Below are 26,308 nucleotides of genomic sequence, written 5' to 3'. Positions count from 1 at the left end.
TTTTTTTAATATCGATTGATTTATCGTTTTGTTTCTTGTATACCCGCTCCACTTGAATATACTCGTTTCAGGAGGTCTGAGCGACTCATAATCAAGGCACATTTTTTTATTAAGGGTTATTCCCTTAAAAATAAATGTAACGCAGAGTATGATTTGCCCAGCCTTCCCCAAAGGGCTGGTTTAGCAACGCTTTATACTGCGTTATTGATTTTGAGAAGGGAGTAACCATTCTCTTCAATCAATATCTTGCCTAAAAGCGTTGCTAATTCCAGCTGAATCATGCATCTTCAAGTGGAACGGGTATATATATTTATAGGCATTGGTCGATGTCCATTCTTCCAATTAGGAGAACGCTTTATGACAAGTAAAATCTCAATTCCCAGTATCGGTGATAAAATTACTGTATCGAACGGTAAGCTATCAGTTCCAAACAATCCTATCATTCCTTTTATTGAAGGTGATGGTATTGGTGTTGATGTAACTCCACCTATGATTAAAGTAGTTGATGCCGCTATTAGTAAAGCTTACGGTAATGAAAAGAAAATTTCCTGGATGGAAGTTTATGCAGGTGAAAAAGCAACTCAAGTGTATGATTCTGAAACATGGTTACCAGATGAAACGCTGGAAATGTTTAAAGAATATAAAGTTGGTATCAAAGGCCCGTTAACTACGCCCGTTGGTGGTGGAATGCGTTCATTAAATGTAGCCTTGCGCCAAATTTTAGATTTGTATGTTTGTCAACGTCCTGTGCAATGGTTTACCGGGGTACCAAGTCCAGTTAAAAGACCTAGTGAAGTAGACATGGTTATTTTCCGTGAAAATACTGAAGATATTTATGCCGGTATTGAATATCAAGCAGGAACAGATGCAGCCAAAAAAGTTATCTCTTTCTTAACTGAAGAAATGGGTGTGACTAAAATTCGCTTTACTGACAATTGTGGTATTGGCATAAAACCGGTTTCTAAAGAAGGTACCCAACGCTTAGTACGCCAAGCAATACAGTACGCTATTGATCATAATAGAGACTCTGTAACGTTAGTGCACAAAGGCAATATCATGAAATTTACCGAAGGCGCTTTTAAAGATTGGGGTTATGAGTTAGCCTGTGAAGAATTTGGTGCAGAGTTAATTGACGGTGGGCCATGGTGCCGTGTTAAAAACCCCAAAACAGGTAAAGAAATCATAATAAAAGATGTTATTGCTGATGCTATGTTGCAGCAAATTTTACTTCGTCCAGCAGAATATAGTGTTATTGCAACGCTTAATTTAAATGGTGATTACTTGTCTGATGCATTAGCTGCACAGGTGGGTGGTATTGGTATTGCTCCAGGTGCTAACTTAAATGATGAAGTAGCTATATTTGAGGCTACTCATGGTACTGCTCCTAAATATGCGGGTAAAAATAAAGTAAACCCAGGCTCTGTAATTTTATCAGCAGAAATGATGCTCCGTCATATGGGGTGGGTAGAAGCTGCTGATCTACTATTAAAAGGAATGTCCGGGGCTATTGGCGCTAAAACAGTCACTTATGATTTTGAACGATTAATGGATGATGCAACGTTAGTGACTTGTTCTCAATTTGGTGATTGTATTATAGATCATATGTAATTGAGTTTTGAGTTGCGAGTAGCTAGTTTCGAAGAGAAAATATTAATATTGTCGTTTTCTCCTAAGTTTAAGTTCTCTAACTCGTCAATTACTTCAAGTTATAAGCATAAAAAAACACAGCCTATCTGCTGTGTTTTTTTATTGTGCAGGTAATACAATACTAGTCTCAATACTAGTCTCAATACTAGTCTCAATACTAGTCTATTTCTTCATTTGTTGGCTTTATACTCGCCGCATGGTGTCCTTTAGCCCCTTCATTTAGTTCGTAATCGACATCCTGACCGGCTTTTAATGTACGGTATCCATCCATCTCAATCGTTGAGTAATGAGCAAAAATATCTTCTCCACCACTGTCGGGACGAATAAAACCAAAACCTTTCGCATTATTAAACCACTTAACTGTACCGTGAGCCATACATCTATTTCCTCTATATCCTTTTGTATTATCGGTATGCTTAAATCAATTATTTATATTTAATTTTAGTCTCATCAAAATAGAGATATAATTAAGCATATATACATGCAAATACATGGCTAAAAAATAGCCATGTATTGAATCGTAGATAAAATATTAAATTAGTCAAGTAAAATAACTAAAATTTACTCGTTTATTTAATGTTTATTGACAAAAAAGTTACAGCAAAAGTTAACAGTAGAGACTAATATAAATATATGAGTAATTGGAAAGAGCTAATCGACAGCCATGAGCTTGTTGAAGAAGATGTTAGGAATGAATTAGAAAAACCACCTAGATATCATGTTATTTTACTTAACGATGATTATACGCCTATGGATTTTGTAGTAGATGTTTTATGTAAGTTTTTTAGCAAAACATCAGATCAAGCAACTGACATAATGTTAACTATTCATTATAAAGGCAAAGCGCTTTGTGGCACATATACTGCGGATATTGCAGAAACTAAAGTAGATCATGTTGCTCGTTTTTCATTAGAGCATCAACACCCTTTAAAGTGTGTATTAGAAAAAGCTTAATGTTAGATCATGTATTACTCAAAAGAAAAATGTTCGCAAGGATTAAATTGGAGTACCTATGCTTAATAAAGACTTAGAAATTTCGCTTAACTTGGCTTTTAGACAAGCTAAGGAATCACGTCATGAGTTTATGACTGTAGAGCATTTACTGTTAGCGCTTTTAGATAATCCTTCTGCCATTGAGGTTTTGGGAGCGTGTGGTGCAGACTTAAATATAATTAAAAAAAGCCTCCTTGAATTTATTCAAGAAACTACTCCGGTTATACCCGTTGAAGAAGATGAACGAGAAACACAACCGACTCTTGGATTTCAGCGTGTACTACAACGAGCTGTTTTTCATGTGCAATCATCAGGTAAAAGTGAAGTAAATGGCTCTAATGTTCTGGTAGCTATCTTTAGTGAACAAGAATCGCAAGCGGCTTATATATTGAAAAAATCAGATATTAGTCGATTGGATATTGTTAATTATATCTCACATGGCATCGCTAAGATTGAAGGTAGCTCTAACAACTCTGCTATTGAAGAGGGTGAACAAGTCACTGAAGAAGAACCTAGAACAATTGAGAACTTTTCTGTTAACTTAAATGAAGAAGCACGTAAAGGTAATATTGATCCCTTAATTGGTAGGGATAGTGAATTAGAAAGAACCTTGCAGGTATTAAGCCGTCGTCGTAAAAATAATCCGTTATTTGTTGGTGAAGCAGGGGTTGGTAAAACGGCAATTGCAGAAGGTTTGGCTAATTTAATTGTGGCTGAAAAAGTGCCTGATTTTTTAAAAAATGCCACAATTTATTCTTTAGATATGGGCGCTTTACTTGCGGGTACTAAATATAGAGGTGACTTTGAAAAACGCTTTAAAGCGTTATTAAAAGATCTTGAATCAGACGACAATGCTGTTCTATTTATTGATGAAATTCATACCATTATTGGTGCAGGAGCTGCATCTGGCGGCATGTTGGATGCATCTAACCTTATTAAACCCTTACTTTCAGCAGGTAAACTTCGTTGTTTAGGCTCTACTACATATCAAGAATACCAAAGTATTTTTGAAAAAGACCGTGCATTAGCAAGGCGTTTTCAGAAAATTGATATTGTTGAGCCAAGCGTTGAAGACACTACTAAAATACTGCAAGGGCTAAAAGAAAAGTACGAATCACATCATGGTGTTCGTTATACCAATGCCGCTTTACGTGCAGCAGCACAGCTCTCTGCCAAGTACATTAATGAACGTTTTTTACCTGATAAAGCGATTGATGTTATTGATGAAGCAGGTGCAAAGCAGCAGCTTGTGGTGGCTTCTAAACGTAAAAAAACGATTAGTAATACTGATATTGAGGCTATTGTGGCAAAAATGGCCAGAATACCGGAAAAATCAGTATCATCATCGGAAAAAGATAGTCTAAAAAATCTGGATCGTAATTTAAAACTCGTTGTCTTTGGTCAAGACAATGCGATAGAAGAACTAACCTCTGTTATTCGCTTATCTCGCGCTGGGCTTGGTAGTGAAGAAAAACCAGTTGGTTCATTTTTATTTGCTGGTCCTACAGGGGTAGGTAAAACAGAAATCACGCAGCAACTTGCTAAAATTTTGGGTGTTGAACTCTTGCGTTTTGATATGTCAGAGTACATGGAGAAACATGCTGTTAGCCGGCTTATAGGTGCACCTCCAGGTTATGTGGGCTATGAGCAAGGGGGGTTATTAACTGATGCTGTTTTGAAGCACCCACATGCAGTTGTTTTACTCGATGAAATCGAAAAGGCTCATGAAGATGTTTACAATATTTTATTGCAAGTGATGGATCATGGCACTTTAACCGATAATAATGGACGTAAAGCTGACTTTAGAAATATTATTTTAGTATTAACCACTAACGCTGGTGTGCAAGAAACCGTACGTCAATCAATTGGCTTTAAACAGCAAGATCATAGTTTAGATGCGATGCGTGAAATAAATAAAGTTTTTTCACCAGAGTTTAGAAATCGCCTAGATAACATCGTTTGGTTTAATCACCTTGATAATGAAGTTATTCAACAAGTAGTTGATAAATTTATTGTTGAATTACAAGTGCAGCTAGATGAAAAAGGTGTTTCATTAGAACTAACGAATGATGCTAAAAAATGGCTAGCAGAGCATGGTTATGATAAAGCTATGGGAGCTCGACCTATGTCTAGATTGATTCAAGAGAAACTTAAAAAAGAACTCGCCAATGAATTACTCTTTGGGGAATTAACTAATGGTGGAGTAGCTAAGGTTGGCGTGAAAAAAGATAAACTTGTTATTTCTTATGAAAACAAACAAGAGTTGATTTCAGAAAAATAAATCTCCTTAAATAGCGAATTTTATTAATCTGCTAATGTAGATTTATTTATTAAAAACCTTATTATCCAAGTGATAATAAGGTTTTTTTGTTTGCCCAGCGAAGCTGGCAAACCCGTCCACTTGAAAGATAGTGGAGTCACCCTGACTAAGGGGAAGATAATCTGAATGGCAAGGGCGTCACTGGCTAACGGTGGGGTCTGAAGGAAGCCATAAGAAGTTAGAGGTACACAACTAACCGTAACCTGTTTCGGCGGTATTGGTGGGTAAGCGTCCAAAGAAAATATAAGCACAAAGCCCGCTCTTTATTAGTCAAAGAAAATTCATTTTAGGGTGGCTTATTTAATAAAAAGTTAACAGGGAGCTAGTGCAGTAACTGGGGAAGCCTGGCATTGTATCCAATCAAAATGACTTGATCAAAAATGGTTGGACGTATTATTCAAGAGGCGACTCAAGAGTATTGCGAGTGTGAGGTGGCAAATGAACCCGTAGTAGTTAGTAAGGCTAGGCCGATGAAAGCCAGTAATGGTGTGGAGGGTAAAACCAAGCCGACTATCAACAGTGTGTTTGATAGGATCAATTTTAGTCAAAAGCTTAATTGATTGCGAAGGAGGGAAGCATGCTTTAAGACGGTAATTAATAATTTATTTGTTTCATGGATACACAAGCTGTTTGAACAACAGGAGTCGTAGATTTGGTGCGCTATGAATAGTGTTAACTGATGACAATGCTCGTATACGGGAAGTATTTGTAGATAATTTTGGTAGATTGCCTTTGGGCTAGAACGCCAAAACCTACATTGAATGTTACCACCATGTTAGATTTAGATTATTCCCATACAGCACATGATATTAGTTGTCATAATAATGTTGTGTCACAAATGAAAGTGATATGAAGTATGCAGGAGCCGTATATGAGGTCCGTACGTACGGTTCTGTGAGAGGGATGAGGCATGAGCCTCACCCTACTCGATATATCGGATTACATTGGTAATCTCCATTATTATCCAGTAAATAGTGTGATGAAGATTTTTATCTAGGTTCAATACAAGCAGGGATAGCTTTATATTGTTCTAATACCATATATGGTATTAGACGTTTAAAATTGTCAAATTTAGGGCTTATATTTCTCATATTACTCTACCAGTTTGCGTATTTTAATGGGTATTTGCAAACTGTCCCATGCCATATCGATAATGGGGATCTTAAAGTAATTATCTTTTAATGCCCATTTGGCGTAACGATTATTGAGTTTTCGATAGCGAATACTCGCTGACACAGTCAAAGGTGACTTTACCCAGGAGGGAATACTGAACTGGTAGTTAACTATATCCGACTCACCGGCTTTTACAAAACGTTTAAAAGAAGCCCCTACCATATTAAATAAATCGTGCTTCCAAACATGTTTACCTCCTCTGTCTATGGGAATAGAGCGATAAAAATAAGCATCAGGTTCCACATTATTTTCAGTGTTTACTTTACCACTTTGATAAACTAATTCGCCCTGTGCGTCAGTCACGGAAAAATCTATCCATACCTCGTTAATATCAATGCTGCCGGCGGGGAAATTATGTCCAACCCCAGTATTCGTGACAACAACCTGTAGACTTGCCTGTTCGCCGATATAATAAAAAAATGGCGCTTCATCGCTTTCTCTTATCGACTCATCAATAAACTGTAAGGACTGTATTGCATCATCACGGTGAGGACGATCAATTTGCAGCCTGACTTTATTCGATTGTAAAAATGATTTAGTGACGTTAAATTGCGCAATATCCCCTCTTAATAAAGGTAAGAATGTAGTTGCCCCGGGGAAGTTATGCGACCTTATTTTTCCGTCTTGATTGGCAGAAGGGTCATTGGCGTCAACTAAAGGCATATGACAGTCCTGACATCGCATATAACGCTCGTTTGCGAAGTTTTCTTCGTTATGTTGTGAATATTGACTGGCCGCCCAGGCGCCATATTCGTCTTGCATCTTAATCCATCCCCATGCATTCATGTCCTTGTCCATAAATTGTGTATGACAAGCCGCGCACACTTTAGGATCTTTAAGAATGGCATTGCCCATATCCTCTTTATGTTGGCTAGGTTCTATTTTTAATAAAAGATCATGTAATGCACTGAGAAATACATTATCACTATTTTCAAACAAGTAATATTTAGCTGGTTTAAATTCAAAACTAGCTACCCCTTTGATGTGTGGCAACGCATAAATACCATGACAACTCATGCAAGAAACCCCTTCCATATTAGCCAGCGATCCTTTAATGCCACCATGCTGTCCACCGGGAGATAGTTCACCCGTTAACAGCGCGACAGGTGCATGACAGCCCTCACAATAACGAGAAGCCGAGATACCTTTATTATCTACCAGTAAAGAAACATTGACACATGCCTTTCTAATAAAGAGTACAGTCCATCGCTCTACCAACTGAGTTATTAGGGAATAAAACTTTTTTAATGGCAATAAAAAAGGCTACGATTTCTCGTAGCCTTATTTAATGTGGCTCCCCGCTCTTTATAAAACATGGGGTTCTAACCATTGACACATGCCTTTCTAATAAAGAGTACAGTCCATCGCTCTACCAACTGAGTTATTAGGGAATAAAACTTTTTTAATGGCAATAAAAAAGGCTACGATTTCTCGTAGCCTTATTTAATGTGGCTCCCCAAACTGGGCTCGAACCAGTGACACATGGATTAACAGTCCATCGCTCTACCAACTGAGCTATTGGGGAATAAACTTTTTCTATGAGTTTGTAATCACTCAATACACAATGTGGCTCCCCAAACTGGGCTCGAACCAGTGACACATGGATTAACAGTCCATCGCTCTACCAACTGAGCTATTGGGGAATAAATCTTTTCATTTTGATTAGACTACATGGATTAACAGTAACTAATCTCCCTAGGTCTACGAACTGACTACTTGGGGAATTACTTCTCTTTCTATTAGCTTGTTAACCAACTAGGCTAACGGGGCGGAATAATAAAGACCTGTGCGCTTAGTGTCAACACAAAAATAAGAAAAATTTCATTTATTAGTTTGTTTGCTTAAATTGCGTTCAGTGAAGTTAGTTTATCTGCATTTATTGGTAGTTTTATAGTAACTATCCGACATTCCACAGAGTTTTAGGAATAAATATTTTGATAGATAATCCCCATACAATCAATGATCGATTTATTCCTTTCTGATTTTATGCTTCAATGCCGCATACACCATCAAACAGCTAGTCATTACCATTAGCAACGCTTCAATGCGTTAGGGCTTTTTTAAGTAAAGTGATGACGATAAAAATCTCGGCCGCAAGCGACCGAGTTTTAAAACAAGTCTAGCTGATCTGAATGTATTTCTTTCTGATCTAATTCAGTAAGCTGATTTTGAACATATTTTCTAATTGTTTCTTCATTGGCATTTCCAATCGTTTCCACAAAGTAACTTTGCGTCCACAACTTGCCTCCCCAAAAGTATTTTTTCTTAATTTCAGGATAAATCCTGAAAAACTCACGAGCAGTAATACTTTTGACTATTTGCATTACATCACTTGGTGATTGCTTGGGATGCTTCTAATAACCATGTGGATATGATCTTCTGGTATTTCAAGTTCAACGATTTCTATATCGTAATCATACCCAACTTTTGTAATGATCGCCTTCATCGTTGTACGATAGGCTCCATAAAAACTTTATGTCTATATTTTGGTATCCAGACAAAATGATACATTAGTCTGAATACGTGATGCGTATTTATTTGAAGTTCCATGTACTGAATAATATCGACTGGGACAAGCCCAGTCCACACTATTCAGCACGGGGGAAAGCCCCCAGATTTTTGCGACGCTCTGTTAAAAAGTTTGGATTTTTAATAAGCTAAACCCTTTTTAGACACTCTGCTGGGATTTATATAGTTGTAGTGATTTTTCTATTGTTAAGTTGCTTGTGAAATTATCGATGATAATAGATATCTAATATCGCTCGAATAATATGTGTATGAATTATCTCAATTATCATATTTAACCGTTAATATTGAGTAATTACATGAATGATTATTTGTGGGGATCCCTCAGCATTGGATATGATTTACTTTTCTAGAGGATAAGATTAGTAGTTATCCACCGAAGTTGTGGATAACTATGTGAGTTAATTTGTAATAACTCTTTATATTATCGTTTTACATAGCTTGTAGCCAAGTCAATAATTTATTTTAAATATATTTTAATTGTTTGCAATCAAGTAGTTACCTTTGATTTGTTGCTTTTTTAGCTATTTGGTTTGATTTTTAAACAAAGATATATTTGATAGCATTAACTGTGCATTTCTTTTAGATTTGATTACAATAGATAAACAGCTAAAGAGAGCTAATGATCTCTTCCTTTAATAAAGTTTATTAATGACATCAAATAAAATAACCATGGTTAAGAAACAACCGGTCAATTTACTAAAAGATCCTGTTGCCAGCACATTAAAAAGAATGACCATACCGATGATCTACGGCATGGTTTTATTGATGACATTTAATTTAATTGATACTTTTTTTGTTAGCTTATTAGGTACTCAGTCTTTGGCTGCTATCAGTTTTACTTTTCCGGTTACTTTTACTGTTCTTAGTTTCATGATAGGCCTAGGAATAGGCACTTCAGCAGTTATTGCAAAGTTTTTAGGAAGTGATGACCATGAATCGGCAAAAAATTCTGCGACAGCTGCTTTATATCTAGCTGCCGTCATTGTCATTAGCCTATCTTTTTTAGGCTACTTATTTACTGATGAGTTATTTACTTTATTAGGGGCTCAAGCATCTCTGTTGCCTTTAATTCATCAGTATATGGATATTTGGTATATAGGTAGCGTTTTTTTAATTGGTCCTATGATTGGTAACGCTATACTTCGGGCATCAGGCGATACTAAAACACCTAGCATGATTATGGGCAGTGCAGGATTAATTAACGCGATTCTTGATCCTATCTTTATTTTTGGTTTTGGCCCAGTTCCTGCCATGGGCATGCAAGGTGCTGCTATAGCCACACTTATCTCTTGGTTATTTGGTTTTATATTTGCATTGACTATATTAACAAAACAAAAAAACTTAATTCATACGTATTTATTATCGTTTAAACAGTTAATTTCTTCCTGCCGTATTATTTTAAAAATAGGCTTACCTGCTGCAGGAGCAAATATGTTAACCCCAGTCGCTGCCGCTATTATGACTGCTATTGCCGCAACTTATGGTGAGTCAGTGGTTGCAGGCTTTGGTGTTGGATCTAGACTTGAATCTATTGCCTGTTTAGTTATTCTCGCTATGTCGATGACGTTACCGCCATTTATTAGTCAAAATTTTGGCGCAGGTCATATGCACAGAGTTAAACATGCCTATAAAGCGTCAATTAAGTTTGTTTTATTTTGGCAAGTATTAATCTATGTTGTATTGATTATTGCCGCTCCTTGGGTCGCCTCAGCTTTTACAAAAGAGCAAAAGGTTGCCGATATCATTGTGCTATTTATGTGGATTCTGCCACTAGGCTATGGATTTCAAGGCGTTATTATTTTAACTAATTCTTCTTTTAATGCTTTGCATAAGCCGATAGTGGCACTAGTATTGAGTCTTATCCGATTATTTATTTGTTATGTACCATTGGCTTTTATAGGTAGTTATTTTTATGGCTTACATGGTTTCTTTATAGGTGCGCTAATAGGAAACTTAGTTATGGCAGCTATTTCGTATCGACTTTTTTCTAAGCAGTTTAAGGGTGACGAGTTCATTGTGAGTAAAACAGCTCAGGAACAATTACCTTGAAAAATATCACGCCGAAAGAAACAAACTTAAAAGCTTTTACCTTACAGTCAGATTATAAGCCAGCTGGTGATCAGCCTAGTGCAATTAAACAATTACTTGAGGGTATTGATTCCGGTTTAGCATATCAAACCTTACTCGGTGTTACCGGATCTGGCAAAACCTTTACTATTGCTAAAGTTATTGAAAAACTGAATCGCCCAACGATGATGTTAGCGCCCAATAAAACCTTGGCTGCACAGCTTTATGGCGAGATGAAAGAGTTTTTTCCTAACAATGCTGTTGAGTACTTTGTTTCTTATTATGATTATTACCAGCCAGAGGCTTATGTACCCACAACAGATACGTTTATTGAAAAAGATGCCTCGGTAAACGAACATATTGAACAAATGCGTTTGTCCGCGACTAAGGCGCTTTTAGAACGGCGTGATGTCATCATTATTGCTTCTGTTTCTGCTATTTATGGATTAGGTGATCCTGATTCATATTTGAAAATGATGCTGCATATCAGTCAAGGGGATATTATTAATCAACGTGATATTTTACGTCGGTTAGCTGAACTTCAATACACCCGTAATGATGTCGCTTTTGCACGAGCAACGTATCGAGTGCGTGGCGATGTTATTGATGTTTTTCCTGCAGAATCTGATCGACTAGCCCTGAGAATAGAATTATTTGATGAAGAAATTGAGCGTATTAGTCAATTTGATCCGTTAACAGGCCAGGTTGAACGTAGATTAGCGCGGGTGACTATTTATCCAAAAACGCATTATGCGACGCCGAGGGAAAAAATATTAGCAGCCGTTGATAAAATAAAAATAGAGTTGAAAGAAAGATCACAATACCTTAAAGATAATAATCGCTTAGTTGAAGAGCAACGAATATCGCAGCGGACTCAGTTTGATATAGAAATGATGACGGAGCTTGGTTACTGCTCTGGCATTGAAAACTATTCTCGTTATTTGTCAGGCCGTGAGTCAGGTGAGGCGCCGCCGACGTTATTTGATTATTTACCCAATGATGGTTTACTCATTCTTGATGAATCTCATGTTACTGTGCCGCAAATTGGCGCTATGTACAAAGGTGACAGGTCACGTAAAGAAAACTTAGTTGAGTACGGCTTTAGATTGCCTTCTGCACTTGATAATCGGCCGATGAAATTTGAAGAGTTTGAAGCACTTTCGCCACAAACCATTTATGTGTCAGCAACGCCAAGTAATTATGAAATTGAAAAGTCTGCAGGGGATATCGCTGAGCAAGTTGTGCGTCCTACGGGCTTGTTAGATCCACAAATAGAAGTGCGCCCGGTAGAAACACAAGTAGATGATCTACTTTCTGAAATTAACAAACGATTGCCTTTAAATGAACGAGTATTAGCGACGACGTTAACTAAACGAATGGCGGAAGACTTAACGGATTACCTAGATGAGCATGGCATTAAAACACGTTATTTGCATTCTGATGTTGATACGGTAGAAAGAGTGGAAATCATTCGAGATTTTCGGTTGGGTAAGTTTGATGTTTTAGTGGGGATTAACTTATTGCGCGAAGGGTTAGATATGCCTGAAGTATCGCTTGTCGCAATACTAGATGCAGACAAAGAGGGGTTTTTACGCTCCGAGCGTTCCCTTATTCAAACGATTGGAAGAGCTGCGCGTAATATTAATGGTAGAGCTATTTTATATGCCGGTAGAGTCACTAAATCAATGCGTAAAGCCATTGATGAAACCGAGCGTCGCAGAGAGAAGCAGCATCAAAATAATATAGACAATAATATTACTCCTAAAGGCGTCGTAAGAAAAATTACTGATGTTATGGACGTGGGTGCTTTTAGTAAGTCTAAGGAGCTAGATAAAGTTGCTGAACGACATGCTAATTATCAGCTATTAACGACAAAAGAAATTGATAATAAAATTGAGCAACTTGAAAAAGAAATGTACTTGTGTGCACAAAACCTAGAATTTGAACAAGCTGCGGCAATTCGTGATGACATTGCCAAGCTTAGAGATCAACAACTTTCGACTTAACATTACCTTTATATGTGAAGTTATTTCAAATGGATAATACTATCTAAGATCCATCATAGAGTAATTGCCGATAATATTGGCAACTGCATTACTATTGCAACTACTTAAGTGGCTAATTTCTTCAATTATTTTATCTTGAATATCTAGAGGGAAAAGCATTAATTGCTCAAGATACATATGCGCTTTAGTTTCATCATTTGCATCTATCATTTCTTTTAAACACCGCGCTTGGCTCATCCACATGCTGCTCATAAGTTATCCTTAATCATTAATTGGACACTTATTAAGTCTAGACTATCAGTCGATAATGGTTATAAAAAATACCTCTTAAAATAAAATTTAAGGATAAAAATATTCTATAGAAAAAAAAGTAATTAATATTCAGTCTATTATTGAATAACACTAAAATAATTTATACAGATAATGACCAATTTTTTCTAATTTCACTTTCTAGCAATAGGTGTGTTGGTTATTAAAGACTCATTTATGGTGAGCCTTGTAGCTATATCACCAGCCGTAAAATTATTTTTAATTATATGAAGTTAATGTTAATTAAACTGTAAATTACTCGTATGCAATCGGATCTACCATTTCATTCTCGCTAAAAGCTTCCAAGCGTTCTTGGCAAGAACCACACTTACCACAGGCTTTTTCTCTGCCATTATAGCAAGTCCAGGTATTACTATAATCTAAGCCCATACTAAGCCCATCGGCTAAAATAGCTGTTTTATTTACCTTTAAATAAGGGCTGAAAATTTCAACACTTTCATAATTTGCAATATGACAAACATCATTCATTTTTTGCACAAATTCAGGGCGACAATCAGGGTAAATAGCATGATCACCACTATGAGCACCATAATAAACCTGAGTAGCGCCAACCGACACGGCATAGCCTACCGCTAACGAGAGTAAAATCATATTACGGTTGGGCACGATAGTTGATTTCATATTTTCACTTTCGTAATGACCTTCTGGAATATCAATATCATCCGTCAGTGAAGAACCTGCTAATAACTGATTAATAGATGAAATATCAATCACTTTATGATTTATTTTTAAAGATTCACATACGCTACTAGCACATTCCAACTCTTTTACATGGCGCTGGCCATAGTCAAATGAAAGGGCATAAACTTCTTTACCATCTTTTAGTGCACGATTAAGTACGGTAAATGAATCCATGCCGCCGGAATAAATAACAACAACTTTTTCAGCCATACCTTCTTTTGTCATAGCTTTTTCTGTCATAGTAAGGTCTCTTAAAATAAATAAGGTATAATACCAATCAAACTAACTAAGTGATCTTTTTAAATGGTCTAAATATCCAATAACATCGTTGCTTTCAATCCCAATAGCCAGCTATTGCTCAATCAAGCGCCTTGTTCTTGAAAATTTATCCTCACTAAAAATTGATCCATTAATTAATTTAATTGGTATAATCAATGGGACTATTTTACTTGATTAACACCATAGGCAAAAGCACAAATTATAATGATTCAATACAAAATCAACGAACTATTTGAAACGATACAAGGCGAAGGCTCTTTTACGGGTCAGCCATCAATATTTATTCGTTTGCAGGGCTGTCCCGTCGGTTGCTCATGGTGTGATACTAAGCATACTTGGGAAATAGAACTTAGCGATGAAGTAAGTCAACATAGCATGTTAACTAAAGCTCAAGAAACCTCACAGTGGGCTGAAATGACTGTAGATCAGATTTTAGCTTTAGTTAAAGAAAAAGGTTTTCAAGCTAAGCACATAGTTATCACCGGTGGTGAGCCTTGTATGGAAGACTTAACTCCCTTATGCAGTGCGTTCGAGCAATTAGGTTATAGCACGCAAGTGGAAACATCAGGTACTTTTGACATAAGTGTTTCAGATAAGTGCTGGGTGACAGTCTCGCCTAAAATTAATATGCGTGGCGGTTATCCTATATTAAATAGCGCTATGAAACGCGCTAATGAAATAAAGCATCCTATTGCTACTGAGCAGCACATTGACGATCTTAAAGTATTACTGGCAGAACATAATATTAAAGAAACGCCTATATATTTACAGCCTATTAGCCAAAAAACACGGGCGACTGAATTGGCTATTGCTACTTGTATCGCTAATAACTGGCGTTTATCAGTTCAAGTACATAAATATTTAGGGATAGAATAAATATCGGATAAATAAAGTCTCATATTGAGGCATGTTGGGCCTAAGACAGGGCCAATAATTACATCGCAATCATGTTAAAAATAATATTGGCAATAAATCAGGTAACAAATTAAATAATAATTTGTACAAAAATTCAGCCAACAAACACCGTAATGCGAAAAACGTGGCATCAAACAGAAATTTACAAAAAGCGCATCCGGCACCTAAACGGGCTAATAATGTTTTTGCTGACAAACAAGGTAATGTTGTTAGAAATAATAATGATCAATGGCAAAATCGTAGCAATAAATACTGGAATACTATCCCTAAAAGTAATCAATTACCGCAACAAAATAGGCAATCATCTCAACAGAATAGACAATTATTGCAACAGAATAGACAATTATAGCAACAGAATAAGCAGCAGAGACAAGGTATTATTTCTAATCAAATAAATTTTAATCGCATATATGAATAATGCCGAACGTGCTAGAAACATGGGTGGGATGCAACGACAACAACCTCAGCGAGGTGGACATCGTCGTTAGCTTGCCTATTTCACTACTAATCAATATGCATATTCCTGCATTTTGAATGGTAATGGGTATATCTACTTTAATGAGTATTATTAATTCAATAGCAAGATAAGAAGGCATAATAATGAAAAAATCAAAAGTAATTAAGTTAAGTATTATCGCTGTATCGCTTATGTTAGCAGTGGGTTGTCAATCAACAACCGAAGCTCCGCAAGTGTCTCAAGATGGCATGCAGCTAAAAGTTAATAAACGCTCTACCATTGCTTACAAAAAAGAAGGTGTTAATTTTTCTGAATATAACAAGGTGTTAATATTGCCTAGCCAAGTCGCTTTTAAAAAGAATTGGCAACGAGATTACAATCGAAGCCAATCTTCATCAGCACGCATTAAAGACAAAGATGTATTACGCATTAAGGAAGGAGTTGCTAAACTGTTTGATGATGTTTTTAAAGAAGAATTTGGCAAAATAGGTGATAACCCTTTAGTTGAAAAAGTGGAGGCAGGAACCTTAGTCATAAAACCTGCAATTATTAATTTAGATGTTAATGCACCTGATGTGCAATCAGCAGGAAGGGTGACAACCTATGTAAATGAAGCAGGTAAAGCTACCTTATTTCTTGAGCTTTATGATGGTGTTAGTGGAGAGATTTTGGCGCGTATTATTGATTCTGAAGTAGTTGGTGACAATATGTCTGCACAATGGGCTAATCGAGTGAGCAATACAGCAGATGCTAAACGAACGTTCAGAAAGTGGGCAAAAGCATTAAGAGTTAAGTATGATCAAGCGCAGGCAAAATAATTTAATTTCACTTATCAAAGTAAATTATTAAGTAGTTTGAAATTAATTTATAGTGGATATTGTAAAGAGCCTTATCAGTACTTATACACAGATAAGGTTAAGTTTACCTATCAATATAAACTTTAGGTACTCGTGCAGATACGCGAGTAAGTAATTCATAGTTAATAGTATTAGTATGCTTTGCTACTACTTCAACGTTGAGGTTTTCTCCCCATAACTCTACTACGTCACCTAAAGCAATATTCGCTAAATTTGTAACATCTACAGTGATCATATCCATCGATACTTGTCCTGCTAAAGGAGCAAGTTGATTATTGATAAATACAGGCGTTCCCGCTTGGGCGTTTCTTGGGTAACCATCAGCATAGCCTATAGCAATGGTGGCAATAACTGACGCTCGTTTAGCTTGCCAAGTTTCTCCGTAACCAACAGACTCACCTAGTTTTACTTTTCTTAAAGCAATAACCGTTGATTGCAGTGTCATGACTGGAGTCAATTTAATTGGCATGTTTTTGTTTGTTGTTGGGTTTGTACCATATAAAGCGATTCCAAGCCTATTAAAGTCGGCATGACTTTGTGGCCAGTTAATTATTCCAGCAGAGTTAGCCAAGCTAAACTGACACGAATATTTCTCGGCTAATGCTTTCAAGCAAGTTATTTGAACTTGTGTTTTCGGGTTGTTTATTTCATTAGCATTAGAAAAGTGCGAACAAAGAATAAGTTCTTCTTTTTGCTCACTCGTTAAGTCATTAATGACTTTTTTGGCGGCTTCAGGTGTAAAACCTAACCGATTCATTCCGGTATCAACTTTAATCCAAAGCTTTTCTTTGTAGATAGGCTGAACTTTGTTTAACCATGATATTTGTTCGGTATTATGTAGCATCAACCAAAAATTATGACGTTTTGCTAATGCAAAATCTTCTTGTTCTAGAGGACCTTCAAGAATTAAAATGGGTAATGTAATTCCCGCGGTACGTAATACAATTGCTTCATCAATAAATGCCACGGCAAAAGCCGGTACCATACAGTGGAGGCTTTTAGCTATTTCAATCGCGCCATGACCATAAGCATTCGCTTTAATAACGGCAATGGTTTTGCTGATTGGCGCTAAATTAGCAATTTCATTATAGTTATTTTTTAAGGCAGATAAATTAATAATTGCTTGTGTTTTTCTGGAACGGTAGCTCATTGATTATTTCTATTAGTGAAGCCTATTTTTTTGAATTATATCATGCTTCTATTATGTGAATAGTTTAATATTCACGATGATGTCATTATCTATTTCAATTCGTTATTTGTATTTTTTTGGAATAATGTATCCCAGCCAGATTCAAGTAAAAATTAAATTAACAAGGTTAACCATGAGCACTATGCTAATGAAAAAACAATCTGAACTAATTGATGAACTTAAAACCATAACCACCGAAGGACAAAACCCCGATACGTTAGATATCGATATGCTTGATGTAACTGGTGTGTTAGAAAAAATTAATCATGAGGATCAAAAAATTGCGAATATTGTTAAGCTTATTATTCCAGAAATAGCTAAGGCGGTGGAAAAAATAGTTGAAGCTTTTGCTAATGGTGGTCGTTTAATTTATATCGGTGCTGGAACGAGCGGTCGTCTTGGTGTTTTAGATGCAGTCGAATGTCCGCCAACATTCAGTGTAAGCGAACAGCAGGTTTTGGGCATTATTGCCGGTGGTGATAAAGCTATTAAAAAAGCGGTTGAAGGTGCAGAAGACAGTGAATCTCTCGCCATTGAGGATTTAAAAGCGGTTAAGTTGGAAGCTAAAGATGTATTAGTGGGTATTGCTGCTAGTGGCAGAACGCCTTATGTTCTTTCTGCAATGAACTATGGTAAAACCATGGGTGCAACAGTGGTTGGTTTGAGTTGTAGTTATAATGACAAGTTTGCACAAGCGAATGATATCAATCTTTGTGCAGTTGTTGGCGCTGAAGTATTAACAGGCTCAACACGAATGAAATCCGGCACAGCGCAAAAATTAATTCTTAATATGCTTACTACTGCAAGCATGATCCGCAGTGGTAAAACTTATCGCAACTTAATGATTGATGTAAGCGCTAGTAATGAGAAGCTTTATGCCCGCGCAGTGAGAATAGTAATGCAGGCAACTGAGTGTGATTTTCAATGTGCTCAAAAGGCCTTAAATATGGCAGATAATAACACAAAATTGGCAACTCTTATGGTGTTAACTGGCTTGGATGCAACCACAGCAAAGGCTTCATTGTTGAAAAATAAAGGTTTTTTACGCAAGGCTATTGAGCAATCAGAGTAATCAGAACAATAAATTTTTGAGGTGATAAGTCATGCGTCATTTTTTCATCAAAATGTCTAATAAATTAACAGTGCTTTACTTGACGTTATTCATGGCGCTTTGTGCTTGTACTTATACTTATACTGACGATGATGTTCCAGTAAAATTAAATAACGAAGACCTTATTCTTGGTGCAGAACAAGTGACACATTATTTGACTATGCTAACGGGAAAAAGAGTTGGCTTGGTAGTCAATCAAACATCGCAAATAAATAATAAGCATTTAGTTGATGTGCTTATTGATAATAATGTTAACGTGCAGGCAATCTTTGCACCTGAGCATGGTTTTCGTGGTGATCATGATGCAGGTGAAAAATTTAGCTCTAGCATCGATGAAAAAACAGGGATTCCCTTAATATCAATTTACGGTAAAAACCGTAAGCCATCTGCTGAGCTTATGGCAAATATTGATGTCATTATTTTTGATATTCAAGATGTTGGCGTACGTTTTTACACTTATATCAGTTCAATGCATTATATGATGGAAGCGGCAGCTGATGCTGGTGTGAGCTTTATCGTTTTTGACAGACCTAATCCAAACGGCGCTTTTGTTGACGGACCCATACTTGAATCTGAATTTACTTCATTTGTAGGCATGCATAAAATACCTTTATTGCACGGCATGACAATTGCCGAATTGGCATTAATGTTTAAAGGTGAAGGCTGGCTTAATAGTACTAACGATCTTAATTTAACCGTGGTTAGTATGCAAAACTACCAACGGAGAATGGCTTATTCACTGCCAATAAAGCCAAGTCCAAATTTACCTAATGATATTGCCATTAACCTTTATCCCTCTCTTGGATTTTTTGAAGCAACCCCCGTGAGTATTGGGCGAGGCACTGACTTCCCCTTTCAGGTAATCGGTCATGATAAAATATCAGTGGGAGATTTTAAATTTATGCCTATCTCTACTCCAGGTGCTGCATCTACACCAAAATTAATGAATAAAAGCCTTATCGGACAAGACTTACGCCACAGTAACATTAAGGGAGTAGACTTATCTTTTATTATTAAGTGGCATCAAGTATTTCAAGAAAAAAATACAAAATTTTTTACACGTGCAAGTTTTATGGACAAACTCAGTGGCACTGATAAATTAAGAAAAGCGATTGTAGCGGGTCAAACTCAGCTAGAAATCAAGCAAAGTTGGAAGCAAGGTTTATTTAAATTCAAAAGCTTAAGAAAACCTTATTTATTGTACAAAGACTTGTAATTGGCACAATATAGCTAAAGCATGATAATAGAGATCAAATCCCGAAGTAAACATTTCCGTAATTATCAATTTCGAAATTAACAATCCTGAAATAAACAAGTTGGACTTAACAGTGATTCATACTTTAAAAAAACACTCTTCTAAAATTATGCTTTTATTAGCTTCTGTTGCTTTAGTTTTTTTAACTAGTTGTACGTCAAATACCTTGCCTGTAGAAGAAATGCATTCAAAAAACTATGGGCAACGGATTAAGTTTTTGATCATGCACTATACGGGTGGAGATTATCAGAGTTCTCTGCAAGAGTTAGTTCATAAAAACAGTGTCAGTTCTCATTATTTAGTGCCAGAAAGTCACGATAAAACGTACCTTGAGGACGAACTTAAAGTGCTCAAACTTGTGAACGAAAATGAACGTGCTTGGCATGCCGGTAGTAGTTACTGGCAAGGAAGAACCGCTATTAATGACCAGTCTATTGGCATTGAAATTGTTAATGGCTCTAAGTGTGAGCGTTTACCCCAAGAACAGACTGAATTAGCAATAGGGCAACTTTTATTAGATAAAAAATTAACACCTAATCAAATATGTTTCTTTCCAGACTATGATCCTAAACAAATTGAATTGCTTATTGAGCTTTCAAAAGAAATATTAAAGAAAAACCCTGATATTTCACCAACACATATTATTGGCCATAGTGATATTGCCCCACAGCGAAAAAACGATCCCGGTCCACGTTTTCCTTGGTATCAATTATATCAAGCAGGTATTGGCGCGTGGTACGAAAAAGAAACAGTGCTGAAGTACTGGAAATTATTTGATGTTCAAATGCCAAATATTGGTTTAATCCAACAAGCGTTACATCGTTATGGTTACGGTATTGAGGAAACTAGCGAACTTGATAGTCAAACACAAGCGGTATTACATACCTTTCAAATGCATTTTGTGCCGTGGAAAATAACAGATAGAGCTGATGAGCAAACGGTTGCTACGTTGTTTGCGTTATTAGAAAAGTACATGCCTGAACAAGCGCAAGAACTGTTAGCTAGATATGAGCATGAGCTCGCCTTAGTAAAAACCACTAATACTATTTTGATTAAAAATGGGCAAATAGATCAAGCTTTCCCGCAACAAAACCGTAGCTCGCGAGCGCTAGTCAATGATCGCGCTATCTTTAAAAGCTATCAAGGTAAAGGTGAAATTATCATTGATAACCAAGATGCGATTTCTGCAGATATTTTTATTAATGGTGAAAAACTCAATATTGCCGACCCTTTACAGGCCTATAATAGCTATCAGTACTCTTTGAAAAAACGTACTAAAAATGGTGATAATACCTTTAAAATAGAAAATGTTTTACCTGAAGGTGCCAGTGTTAATATCACCATTCCTTATCCGGTGTTAGAAAATCAAACCTCAAAGCACAAACAACGCTTTATTAAAATAGATACTTTAATAAAAGATGACATTGAACAAGGCTTTCCTGGCGCAGTATTATTAGTACTTAAAGATGGAAAAATCATTAAGAATACAGCTTACGGCTACGCCAGAAAATTTGCAGATGGCGGAGAATTACTAACAGCGCCTGTAAAAATGACCACAGATACGCTATTTGATATTGCTTCAAACACTAAAATGTTTGCCACTAACTTTGCGTTAATGAAGTTGGTGAATGAGGGGAAGCTCGATACTAGTTTACCTATCAATCATTACTTACCTACCTATCGCGGTGCAGGGCGTGATTTACGGACAGTAAAAGACATTCTTACCCATAAAGCAGGCTATGCACCACAAGTGAAATTTTTTACCCGTGATAATAATTTAGGGCCAAAATTTTTCTCTCACGATACAAATAAAACTAAAGATCTAATTTTAACGCAAGTACCTTTTGCTGTAGGTCGTTCAACTAAACGCATGTATAGCGATACTGACTATATGTTGTTAGGTATGATCATTGAAAAAATAACGGGTATGTCGTTAGATTTATATGTTGAATATGATATTTATCATCCACTTGGGTTAAATAACACGGTATTTAACCCATTACAAAAAGGCTTTAGAAAGAATCAATTTGCTGCCACAGAAATTCACGGAACAACGCGTGGTAATCGTGTCAGTTATGAAAATGTGCGTACTTATGTTTTACAAGGTGAAGTCCATGATGAAAAAGCTTATCACTCGTTAGCAGGCGTTGCAGGACATGCAGGACTTTTTTCAACGGCTAAAGACATGGCTGTATTAGCACAAGCGTTATTAAATCGTGGCGGTTATGGAAATAAACAATTATTTTCGGGTAAAGTCATTGATCAGTTTGTTAAACCCGATGATGGTAATGGCACCTATGGTTTAGGTTGGCGGCGCGCCAATAATGGCGATAGAAAATGGCATTTTGGTCCTTATGCTAGTGGCTCTGCTTATGGGCATACTGGCTGGACAGGCACAGTAACTGTGATAGATCCAGAACATGATTTAGCCATTATCTTACTAACTAACGCTCGTCACAGCGAAATAGAAGGTGACGAAAAAGACTACCAATTTAAAGGAAAACAGTTTGAAACAGGTAATTACGGTAGTGTTATTTCTTTAGTGTATGAAGCTGTTTTAGATAATTAGATATTGATTAGCAAAAACTCTAGTTTAGCTCAGTCAGATTACTGCTAATTTATGCCCACCTCAAGACGTTGCTAATGACTATGTCCTGAGGTGAAGTTGAGATATAAATTATACCAATCTCACTAACTATGTGATCATTCTACTTGTTAAAATGACCAACTATTTCGTTATTTATTTAATAATTAACGCTGCATGGATGCAGCTTATTAGACAATGCAGGATCACATTGTCCTGAACAACTCGTTATTGAAATAAATGCCTTGTATTTGGCCGTTTTTCCTACGTATAAAATAGATCACCTAATTAATGAAACTGGTATTAGATGGCTATATTATAAAAATTCGTTTTTAAATTAGTCACTTTTTAGTGGTACGAGTAATACCGGAGTAGTTGATCTGTTAACTACTTTATCTGCTACTGAGCCAATAAATAAGTTGTTTAATGCACTATGTGCGTGACTACCCATCACAATAAGGTCAACATTTTTATCTTCTGCTACTTTAACTATTGTCGCGGCAGGTGAGCCTTCAACAATATCTGCGACAGGTTTGCCACCAGGAAACTCTTCACCGTTTAATTCTTCTAGGCAAAATTTATCAATGCGCTCATTAACTTTTTCATGTAAATCATCAATCGAACGCTGATATAGCTCCTCTACGGTTCCTTCTGATAGATATGAGTTAACCATTGATGTTGTATTAGCATTCAACGGTTCTATTACGAATAGAAAGTGAATTTTTGCGTTATTTTGTTTGGCTAGGGTCACAGCCATACGAAAAGCGGGTCGTGTATGCTTTCCAAGGTCAGTTGCATATAGTATTGTATTGATTTCTGTCATGACGGTATCCTTTTATCTATTTTGGAGTAGTTAATATAAGCATACGAAATTATTGGTGGTTATGCTTGATTTGAATCAAGCATAACCACCAATAATTACTAGCCTTAGAGAAAATCATTATTTACAAAAACAACGTAATATCATCGGTTAAGGTTGAAGCGAATGTTTAATCAAAAGTATAAAATGATTTTGTATTATATTTCATTAAATTTCAGGACAAGGTTTAAAAGTTAACGCTATATTCAAAGTGGGTACAAATACTTTAGAGGGAATGTTAACTTAGTGCGCTTTGAAGACATTGGTCACAAATTATTTGCCATATATTTTATAATGAATTGTTCGTGTCATATTACTGAGAAGTCTTAGTAATGAAATTGCATCTTAAAGTTGTACGGTATATACCCAAGTGAATTCAAAGTGCAGGTTTTAGTTGGAATTAGAAACGTTTTTAGGCAAGGCATTGATTGAAGAGAATGGTTGTTCCATTGTCGAAATCAATAACGAAGCATAAAACGTTTCTAAACCAACCCTACGGGGACAACTGATCAAACCATCTACTTCGTAGCCTCCTTTTTTAAGGGAGTAACCATTAATAAAAAGAGGCGCCTTGTATATGGCTCGCTCAGTTGTCCTAAAATCCGCTTTTTGAGTTCATTTGGGTATATATGATAAAAAAGTTGTAATTATTGAATGGTGTATTAATATTTTGTTGACGGCGGTACATTTAACAAAAAAATGAGTACTAATGGAGTTTACAAATATGAATAAAAAAAGAGTTTTGTGGTATGCGAGCATTGTTGTTTTGATTATGGGGAGTTCAACCATAGTGGGTTGTAGCAGTCAATTTGCAGAATCTATGCGCAAGTTTACTTATCCACCAGGTTTTAAATACACTGAACCCGCTGAGCTTCGTTCTGATATGGCTAAATTGGCGCAGCAAATGCTTTTGCTCGATGAAGTACTCATTAACCCATATGAAAAAACTCAAGATGGTGCAGAAGGCCAGCGCCAGCAAGTACTGCAGGTATTGCAAAACATGGGAAGAACCGCTTCTACATTAATCGAAGGAGAAACAGGAGGAAATCACCCGTTCATACAAGAGCACATGCAAGATTTTGTGGCTAAAGTTGACCAAGCGAGAACTGCTGCCTCTCTTCAAGAGCCGAATTATTACTATGCGGGCAAAGTCTCTGGCGGCTGTACAAATTGTCACAAGGTAAATCGATAATTTGTTTATAGATATACCCGTTCTACTTTAAGATGCATATTCAAGTGGAACGAGTAAATAATACCAAAATATTAGTTATTTGCTCAGATGGTTTGCATGAAAACGCAAATGATCTTCAATAAAGCTCGATATAAAATAGTAACTATGATCATAGCCTTCATGAAGGTTTAATTCCAAAGGGTTATTATTGGTTTTGTCTGCGGCTGCTAACATTTCAGGCTTTAATTGTTCACTCACGGGTAAGGTAACAAAGTGCGCTAAGGCGACATTAGCAGGTTGTTATAGCTAACGTCCGCTTCAAGGCTCATTGCTGCCTGTGGAATCCAAATTTTAGATGTTCACTATACGGCTAAAGTTACTGTTATAAATCACAGCTCGTTTTGCCAATATCCAACTCCCACTAACAACGGATAAGACTCCGTTAGTCGCATATATTGAATTTTATTACCTTATTTTATACTAATTTAATATTAATCAGATTAGATAGGTTATTTTTTAAAATCAATACTTTGAGGTTATAGTAATACCAACAGATGACATATCAAGCCAACAGATTACAAGTCCCTTGGTAGGAGTGCAAAAGGGGTAAAAAATGCATGTAGTATAACGCCTAGGTCGTTATTAAAGCAGCCAAAGGCTGAGGATGAGTTAATCTTAATCGAGCTTTGCTATTGGTTAGTTTATTTGTCCAGAGCCAGTCTAAAACCTTTGTGTTGTGAACGGTTAAAGTTGAAGTGTTTAAACCGATAGGCTGAACGCAGTTCAAATGCTGGACTGAACCAAGAGCCGCCACGCAATACCCGTTCTTTGCAGTTATTGGTAAACCAGTCGGTATTGTCAAGCCAGGGGCTACCGTCTTTTGGGGCATCAATGTAATTTACATGCCAGCAATCTTCTACCCATTCAGCAACATTACCATACATATCGTGCAATCCCCAAGCATTAGCAGCCAGTAGTCCCACAGGTTGAGTACCTCCGAGCGTGTTGCTGATATACCAGCCATAGTTATTTAACCTACCTTCGCTAGCACTAAAGAAATAGACACTATCAGTACCCGCTCTGACAGCATACTCCCATTGAGCTTCCGTCGGCAAACGGTAAGTTAAGTTTGGATAAAGTTGATTAAGTTTGTTGATGTATTTCTGTATATCTTTAAAACTGACATTTTCCACTGGTCGCCGGGGATCAACAAAATTAGCCGGATTGTTATTCATCACCAATTGCCACTGAGCTTGGGTTGTTTCATATTTGGCGAGATAGAATGGTTGTTTGATTTTAACCTCGTGAGCAGGTAACTCAGGATCATATCCTATTTTAACACTGGCATCCCGGCCCATGACAAAATGGCCTGATTTGATAAGTATAAACTCAATGTTCATTTCATCGACATAATCAGCCTTATTTTGTTCAGCTAGCACTGATGAACTATCAAATATCAGCACTTTTGTTAACAAGATAATAAAAATCAACAGACTAGCTCTGTTCAGCATGTTTGCTCTGCCTTATTGGTTTAGAGAATACGCTAGTTTAATCATAGTCTAGATCTTGTCATTACGTTGGGCATAAAATTGTTTTGTAAGCTTGCTTAGATAATAGTATTTTAGCAAGCATTTCGAATTTAACCGTCGACAATCTCAATGTAATTCATTCATGTACTACATTTTTATAATGGATTTAATACTACCAGTATGCTCGATCACTTTCATTCCCGTAGATTGTGTTACATAACGTGCCACATGGTCTGAACATCCTAATTATAGGTTTATTCAGACTAAAATGACTATATAGCGCACAGACTGTGTAAAAACTATTGATCATTTTTTCAAGTAAATAACCAATACTTATGATCTATCAATCTCAAAAC

20 protein-coding genes, 2 tRNA genes and 2 pseudogenes are annotated in these 26,308 nt (G+C 36.5%); 13 read left to right on the top strand and 11 right to left on the bottom strand.

Annotated elements, in window-relative coordinates; translation table 11 throughout:
* Nucleotides 1-357 precede the first annotated feature (357 nt).
* Nucleotides 358-1,608 carry an NADP-dependent isocitrate dehydrogenase gene (gene icd / locus DWA31_RS15040; protein ID WP_114327380.1) on the top strand — a complete coding sequence of 417 codons (1,251 nt, stop codon included), beginning with the start codon at nucleotides 358-360 and terminating at the stop codon, nucleotides 1,606-1,608.
* A gap of 196 nt (nucleotides 1,609-1,804) precedes the next feature.
* Here icd and cspD read toward each other — a convergent pair whose 3' ends face one another.
* Nucleotides 1,805-2,023 carry a cold shock domain-containing protein CspD gene (gene cspD / locus DWA31_RS15035; protein ID WP_114327379.1) on the bottom strand — a complete coding sequence of 73 codons (219 nt, stop codon included), beginning with the start codon at nucleotides 2,021-2,023 and terminating at the stop codon, nucleotides 1,805-1,807.
* A 257-nt stretch (nucleotides 2,024-2,280) separates the two neighbouring features.
* Between cspD and clpS the strand changes: the two genes are divergently transcribed.
* From clpS to DWA31_RS15015, 3 genes are all read left to right on the top strand, one after another.
* Nucleotides 2,281-2,601 carry an ATP-dependent Clp protease adapter ClpS gene (clpS, locus tag DWA31_RS15030; protein WP_114327378.1) on the top strand — a complete coding sequence of 107 codons (321 nt, stop codon included), beginning with the start codon at nucleotides 2,281-2,283 and terminating at the stop codon, nucleotides 2,599-2,601.
* Nucleotides 2,602-2,659: 58 nt separating this feature from the next.
* Complete coding sequence (gene clpA, locus DWA31_RS15025; RefSeq protein ID WP_114327377.1) at nucleotides 2,660-4,921, top strand: ATP-dependent Clp protease ATP-binding subunit ClpA; 2,262 nt, start codon at nucleotides 2,660-2,662, stop codon at nucleotides 4,919-4,921.
* Nucleotides 4,922-5,340: 419 nt separating this feature from the next.
* Nucleotides 5,341-5,520 carry a hypothetical protein gene (locus DWA31_RS15015; protein ID WP_114327376.1) on the top strand — a complete coding sequence of 60 codons (180 nt, stop codon included), beginning with the start codon at nucleotides 5,341-5,343 and terminating at the stop codon, nucleotides 5,518-5,520.
* Between the two features lie 532 nt (nucleotides 5,521-6,052).
* Here the strand turns inward: DWA31_RS15015 and DWA31_RS15010 are convergent.
* The 4 genes and pseudogenes from DWA31_RS15010 to tnpA form a co-directional block, all read right to left on the bottom strand.
* Entirely contained in the window at nucleotides 6,053-7,387 is a 1,335-nt protein-coding gene (locus DWA31_RS15010) for a multiheme c-type cytochrome (RefSeq protein ID WP_114327375.1), read from the bottom strand.
* Nucleotides 7,388-7,582: 195 nt separating this feature from the next.
* Nucleotides 7,583-7,658, bottom strand: a tRNA-Asn gene (locus tag DWA31_RS15005).
* A 42-nt stretch (nucleotides 7,659-7,700) separates the two neighbouring features.
* Nucleotides 7,701-7,776, bottom strand: a tRNA-Asn gene (locus DWA31_RS15000).
* Between the two features lie 465 nt (nucleotides 7,777-8,241).
* Nucleotides 8,242-8,596: pseudogene (gene tnpA, locus DWA31_RS14995) on the bottom strand (IS200/IS605 family transposase); the annotation flags it as partial.
* A 714-nt stretch (nucleotides 8,597-9,310) separates the two neighbouring features.
* On the opposite strand from tnpA, the gene DWA31_RS14990 reads away from it, so the two are divergent.
* The gene (locus tag DWA31_RS14990) at nucleotides 9,311-10,711 is read left to right on the top strand and encodes an MATE family efflux transporter (RefSeq protein ID WP_245942639.1); all 1,401 of its coding nucleotides are present in this window, start codon (nucleotides 9,311-9,313) and stop codon (nucleotides 10,709-10,711) included.
* On the top strand, nucleotides 10,708-12,735 hold the full coding sequence (gene uvrB / locus DWA31_RS14985; protein WP_281268637.1) for an excinuclease ABC subunit UvrB: 2,028 nt from the start codon (nucleotides 10,708-10,710) through the stop codon (nucleotides 12,733-12,735). The genes DWA31_RS14990 and uvrB overlap by 4 nt, the downstream gene beginning before the upstream one ends.
* A 39-nt stretch (nucleotides 12,736-12,774) precedes the next feature.
* Here the strand turns inward: uvrB and DWA31_RS14980 are convergent, their stop codons facing one another.
* Both DWA31_RS14980 and queC read right to left on the bottom strand, forming a co-directional pair.
* The gene (locus tag DWA31_RS14980; protein WP_114327374.1) at nucleotides 12,775-12,987 is read right to left on the bottom strand and encodes a hypothetical protein; all 213 of its coding nucleotides are present in this window, start codon (nucleotides 12,985-12,987) and stop codon (nucleotides 12,775-12,777) included.
* A 312-nt stretch (nucleotides 12,988-13,299) separates the two neighbouring features.
* Nucleotides 13,300-13,956, bottom strand: coding sequence for a 7-cyano-7-deazaguanine synthase QueC (queC, locus tag DWA31_RS14975; RefSeq protein WP_114327400.1), 657 nt, complete (start codon nucleotides 13,954-13,956; stop codon nucleotides 13,300-13,302).
* Nucleotides 13,957-14,229: 273 nt separating this feature from the next.
* Here queC and queE point away from each other — a divergent pair, with 273 nt between their 5' ends.
* From queE to DWA31_RS14960, 3 genes are all read left to right on the top strand, one after another.
* Nucleotides 14,230-14,901, top strand: coding sequence for a 7-carboxy-7-deazaguanine synthase QueE (gene queE, locus DWA31_RS14970; protein ID WP_210725611.1), 672 nt, complete (start codon nucleotides 14,230-14,232; stop codon nucleotides 14,899-14,901).
* A gap of 163 nt (nucleotides 14,902-15,064) precedes the next feature.
* The gene (locus DWA31_RS14965; RefSeq protein ID WP_136038007.1) at nucleotides 15,065-15,289 is read left to right on the top strand and encodes a hypothetical protein; all 225 of its coding nucleotides are present in this window, start codon (nucleotides 15,065-15,067) and stop codon (nucleotides 15,287-15,289) included.
* Nucleotides 15,290-15,540: 251 nt separating this feature from the next.
* Entirely contained in the window at nucleotides 15,541-16,215 is a 675-nt protein-coding gene (locus DWA31_RS14960; protein WP_114327372.1) for a DUF3313 family protein, read from the top strand.
* 103 nt (nucleotides 16,216-16,318) lie between these two features.
* Here the strand turns inward: DWA31_RS14960 and alr are convergent, their stop codons facing one another.
* Nucleotides 16,319-17,404, bottom strand: coding sequence for an alanine racemase (gene alr, locus DWA31_RS14955; protein WP_114327371.1), 1,086 nt, complete (start codon nucleotides 17,402-17,404; stop codon nucleotides 16,319-16,321).
* Nucleotides 17,405-17,576: 172 nt separating this feature from the next.
* Here alr and murQ point away from each other — a divergent pair, with 172 nt between their 5' ends.
* The 3 genes from murQ to pbp4b all read left to right on the top strand — a co-directional run bounded on the left by murQ (nucleotide 17,577) and on the right by pbp4b (nucleotide 22,378).
* Nucleotides 17,577-18,515 (top strand): N-acetylmuramic acid 6-phosphate etherase, encoded by a 939-nt coding sequence (gene murQ / locus DWA31_RS14950; RefSeq protein ID WP_245942638.1) that lies wholly within the window; start codon nucleotides 17,577-17,579, stop codon nucleotides 18,513-18,515.
* Between the two features lie 31 nt (nucleotides 18,516-18,546).
* Nucleotides 18,547-19,770, top strand: a complete 1,224-nt coding sequence (locus tag DWA31_RS14945) for an exo-beta-N-acetylmuramidase NamZ family protein (protein WP_425451900.1) — start codon at nucleotides 18,547-18,549, stop codon at nucleotides 19,768-19,770.
* A 148-nt stretch (nucleotides 19,771-19,918) separates the two neighbouring features.
* Entirely contained in the window at nucleotides 19,919-22,378 is a 2,460-nt protein-coding gene (pbp4b, locus tag DWA31_RS14940) for a penicillin binding protein PBP4B (RefSeq protein ID WP_114327396.1), read from the top strand.
* 352 nt (nucleotides 22,379-22,730) lie between these two features.
* On the opposite strand, the gene DWA31_RS14935 is transcribed toward pbp4b, so the two are convergent.
* Nucleotides 22,731-23,216, bottom strand: a complete 486-nt coding sequence (locus DWA31_RS14935; RefSeq protein WP_114327370.1) for a universal stress protein — start codon at nucleotides 23,214-23,216, stop codon at nucleotides 22,731-22,733.
* 760 nt (nucleotides 23,217-23,976) lie between these two features.
* Here DWA31_RS14935 and DWA31_RS14925 point away from each other — a divergent pair.
* A complete protein-coding gene (locus tag DWA31_RS14925; RefSeq protein WP_114327368.1) occupies nucleotides 23,977-24,444 on the top strand; it encodes a hypothetical protein in 468 nt (155 codons plus the stop codon).
* Nucleotides 24,445-24,519: 75 nt separating this feature from the next.
* Here the strand turns inward: DWA31_RS14925 and DWA31_RS17605 are convergent.
* Nucleotides 24,520-24,681, bottom strand: a pseudogene (locus DWA31_RS17605) (S-formylglutathione hydrolase); the annotation flags it as partial.
* Between the two features lie 443 nt (nucleotides 24,682-25,124).
* The gene (locus DWA31_RS14915) at nucleotides 25,125-25,934 is read right to left on the bottom strand and encodes a formylglycine-generating enzyme family protein (protein ID WP_114327367.1); all 810 of its coding nucleotides are present in this window, start codon (nucleotides 25,932-25,934) and stop codon (nucleotides 25,125-25,127) included.
* Nucleotides 25,935-26,308: the final 374 nt, after the last annotated feature.

This window comes from Candidatus Colwellia aromaticivorans, from assembly GCF_003333305.1.
GTDB classification, from domain to species: domain Bacteria; phylum Pseudomonadota; class Gammaproteobacteria; order Enterobacterales; family Alteromonadaceae; genus Colwellia; species Colwellia aromaticivorans.
This window is presented reverse-complemented; position numbering and strand designations above follow the sequence as displayed.

What these genes read in the sequence shown, in the direction of transcription:
- cspD (WP_114327379.1), bottom strand. Translation starts at nt 2,023, where the DNA reads ATGGCTCACGGTACAGTTAAGTGGTTTAATAATGCGAAAGGTTTTGGT.
- alr (WP_114327371.1), bottom strand. Translation starts at nt 17,404, where the DNA reads ATGAGCTACCGTTCCAGAAAAACACAAGCAATTATTAATTTATCTGCC.
- queC (WP_114327400.1), bottom strand. Translation starts at nt 13,956, where the DNA reads ATGGCTGAAAAAGTTGTTGTTATTTATTCCGGCGGCATGGATTCATTT.
- DWA31_RS14935 (WP_114327370.1), bottom strand. Translation starts at nt 23,216, where the DNA reads ATGACAGAAATCAATACAATACTATATGCAACTGACCTTGGAAAGCAT.
- icd (WP_114327380.1), top strand. Translation starts at nt 358, where the DNA reads ATGACAAGTAAAATCTCAATTCCCAGTATCGGTGATAAAATTACTGTA.
- DWA31_RS15015 (WP_114327376.1), top strand. Translation starts at nt 5,341, where the DNA reads ATGGTTGGACGTATTATTCAAGAGGCGACTCAAGAGTATTGCGAGTGT.
- queE (WP_210725611.1), top strand. Translation starts at nt 14,230, where the DNA reads ATGATTCAATACAAAATCAACGAACTATTTGAAACGATACAAGGCGAA.
- pbp4b (WP_114327396.1), top strand. Translation starts at nt 19,919, where the DNA reads ATGCTTTTATTAGCTTCTGTTGCTTTAGTTTTTTTAACTAGTTGTACG.
- DWA31_RS14960 (WP_114327372.1), top strand. Translation starts at nt 15,541, where the DNA reads ATGAAAAAATCAAAAGTAATTAAGTTAAGTATTATCGCTGTATCGCTT.
- DWA31_RS14925 (WP_114327368.1), top strand. Translation starts at nt 23,977, where the DNA reads ATGAATAAAAAAAGAGTTTTGTGGTATGCGAGCATTGTTGTTTTGATT.
- DWA31_RS14915 (WP_114327367.1), bottom strand. Translation starts at nt 25,934, where the DNA reads ATGCTGAACAGAGCTAGTCTGTTGATTTTTATTATCTTGTTAACAAAA.
- DWA31_RS14980 (WP_114327374.1), bottom strand. Translation starts at nt 12,987, where the DNA reads ATGAGCAGCATGTGGATGAGCCAAGCGCGGTGTTTAAAAGAAATGATA.
- murQ (WP_245942638.1), top strand. Translation starts at nt 17,577, where the DNA reads ATGAGCACTATGCTAATGAAAAAACAATCTGAACTAATTGATGAACTT.
- DWA31_RS14990 (WP_245942639.1), top strand. Translation starts at nt 9,311, where the DNA reads ATGACATCAAATAAAATAACCATGGTTAAGAAACAACCGGTCAATTTA.
- DWA31_RS14945 (WP_425451900.1), top strand. Translation starts at nt 18,547, where the DNA reads ATGCGTCATTTTTTCATCAAAATGTCTAATAAATTAACAGTGCTTTAC.
- clpA (WP_114327377.1), top strand. Translation starts at nt 2,660, where the DNA reads ATGCTTAATAAAGACTTAGAAATTTCGCTTAACTTGGCTTTTAGACAA.
- clpS (WP_114327378.1), top strand. Translation starts at nt 2,281, where the DNA reads ATGAGTAATTGGAAAGAGCTAATCGACAGCCATGAGCTTGTTGAAGAA.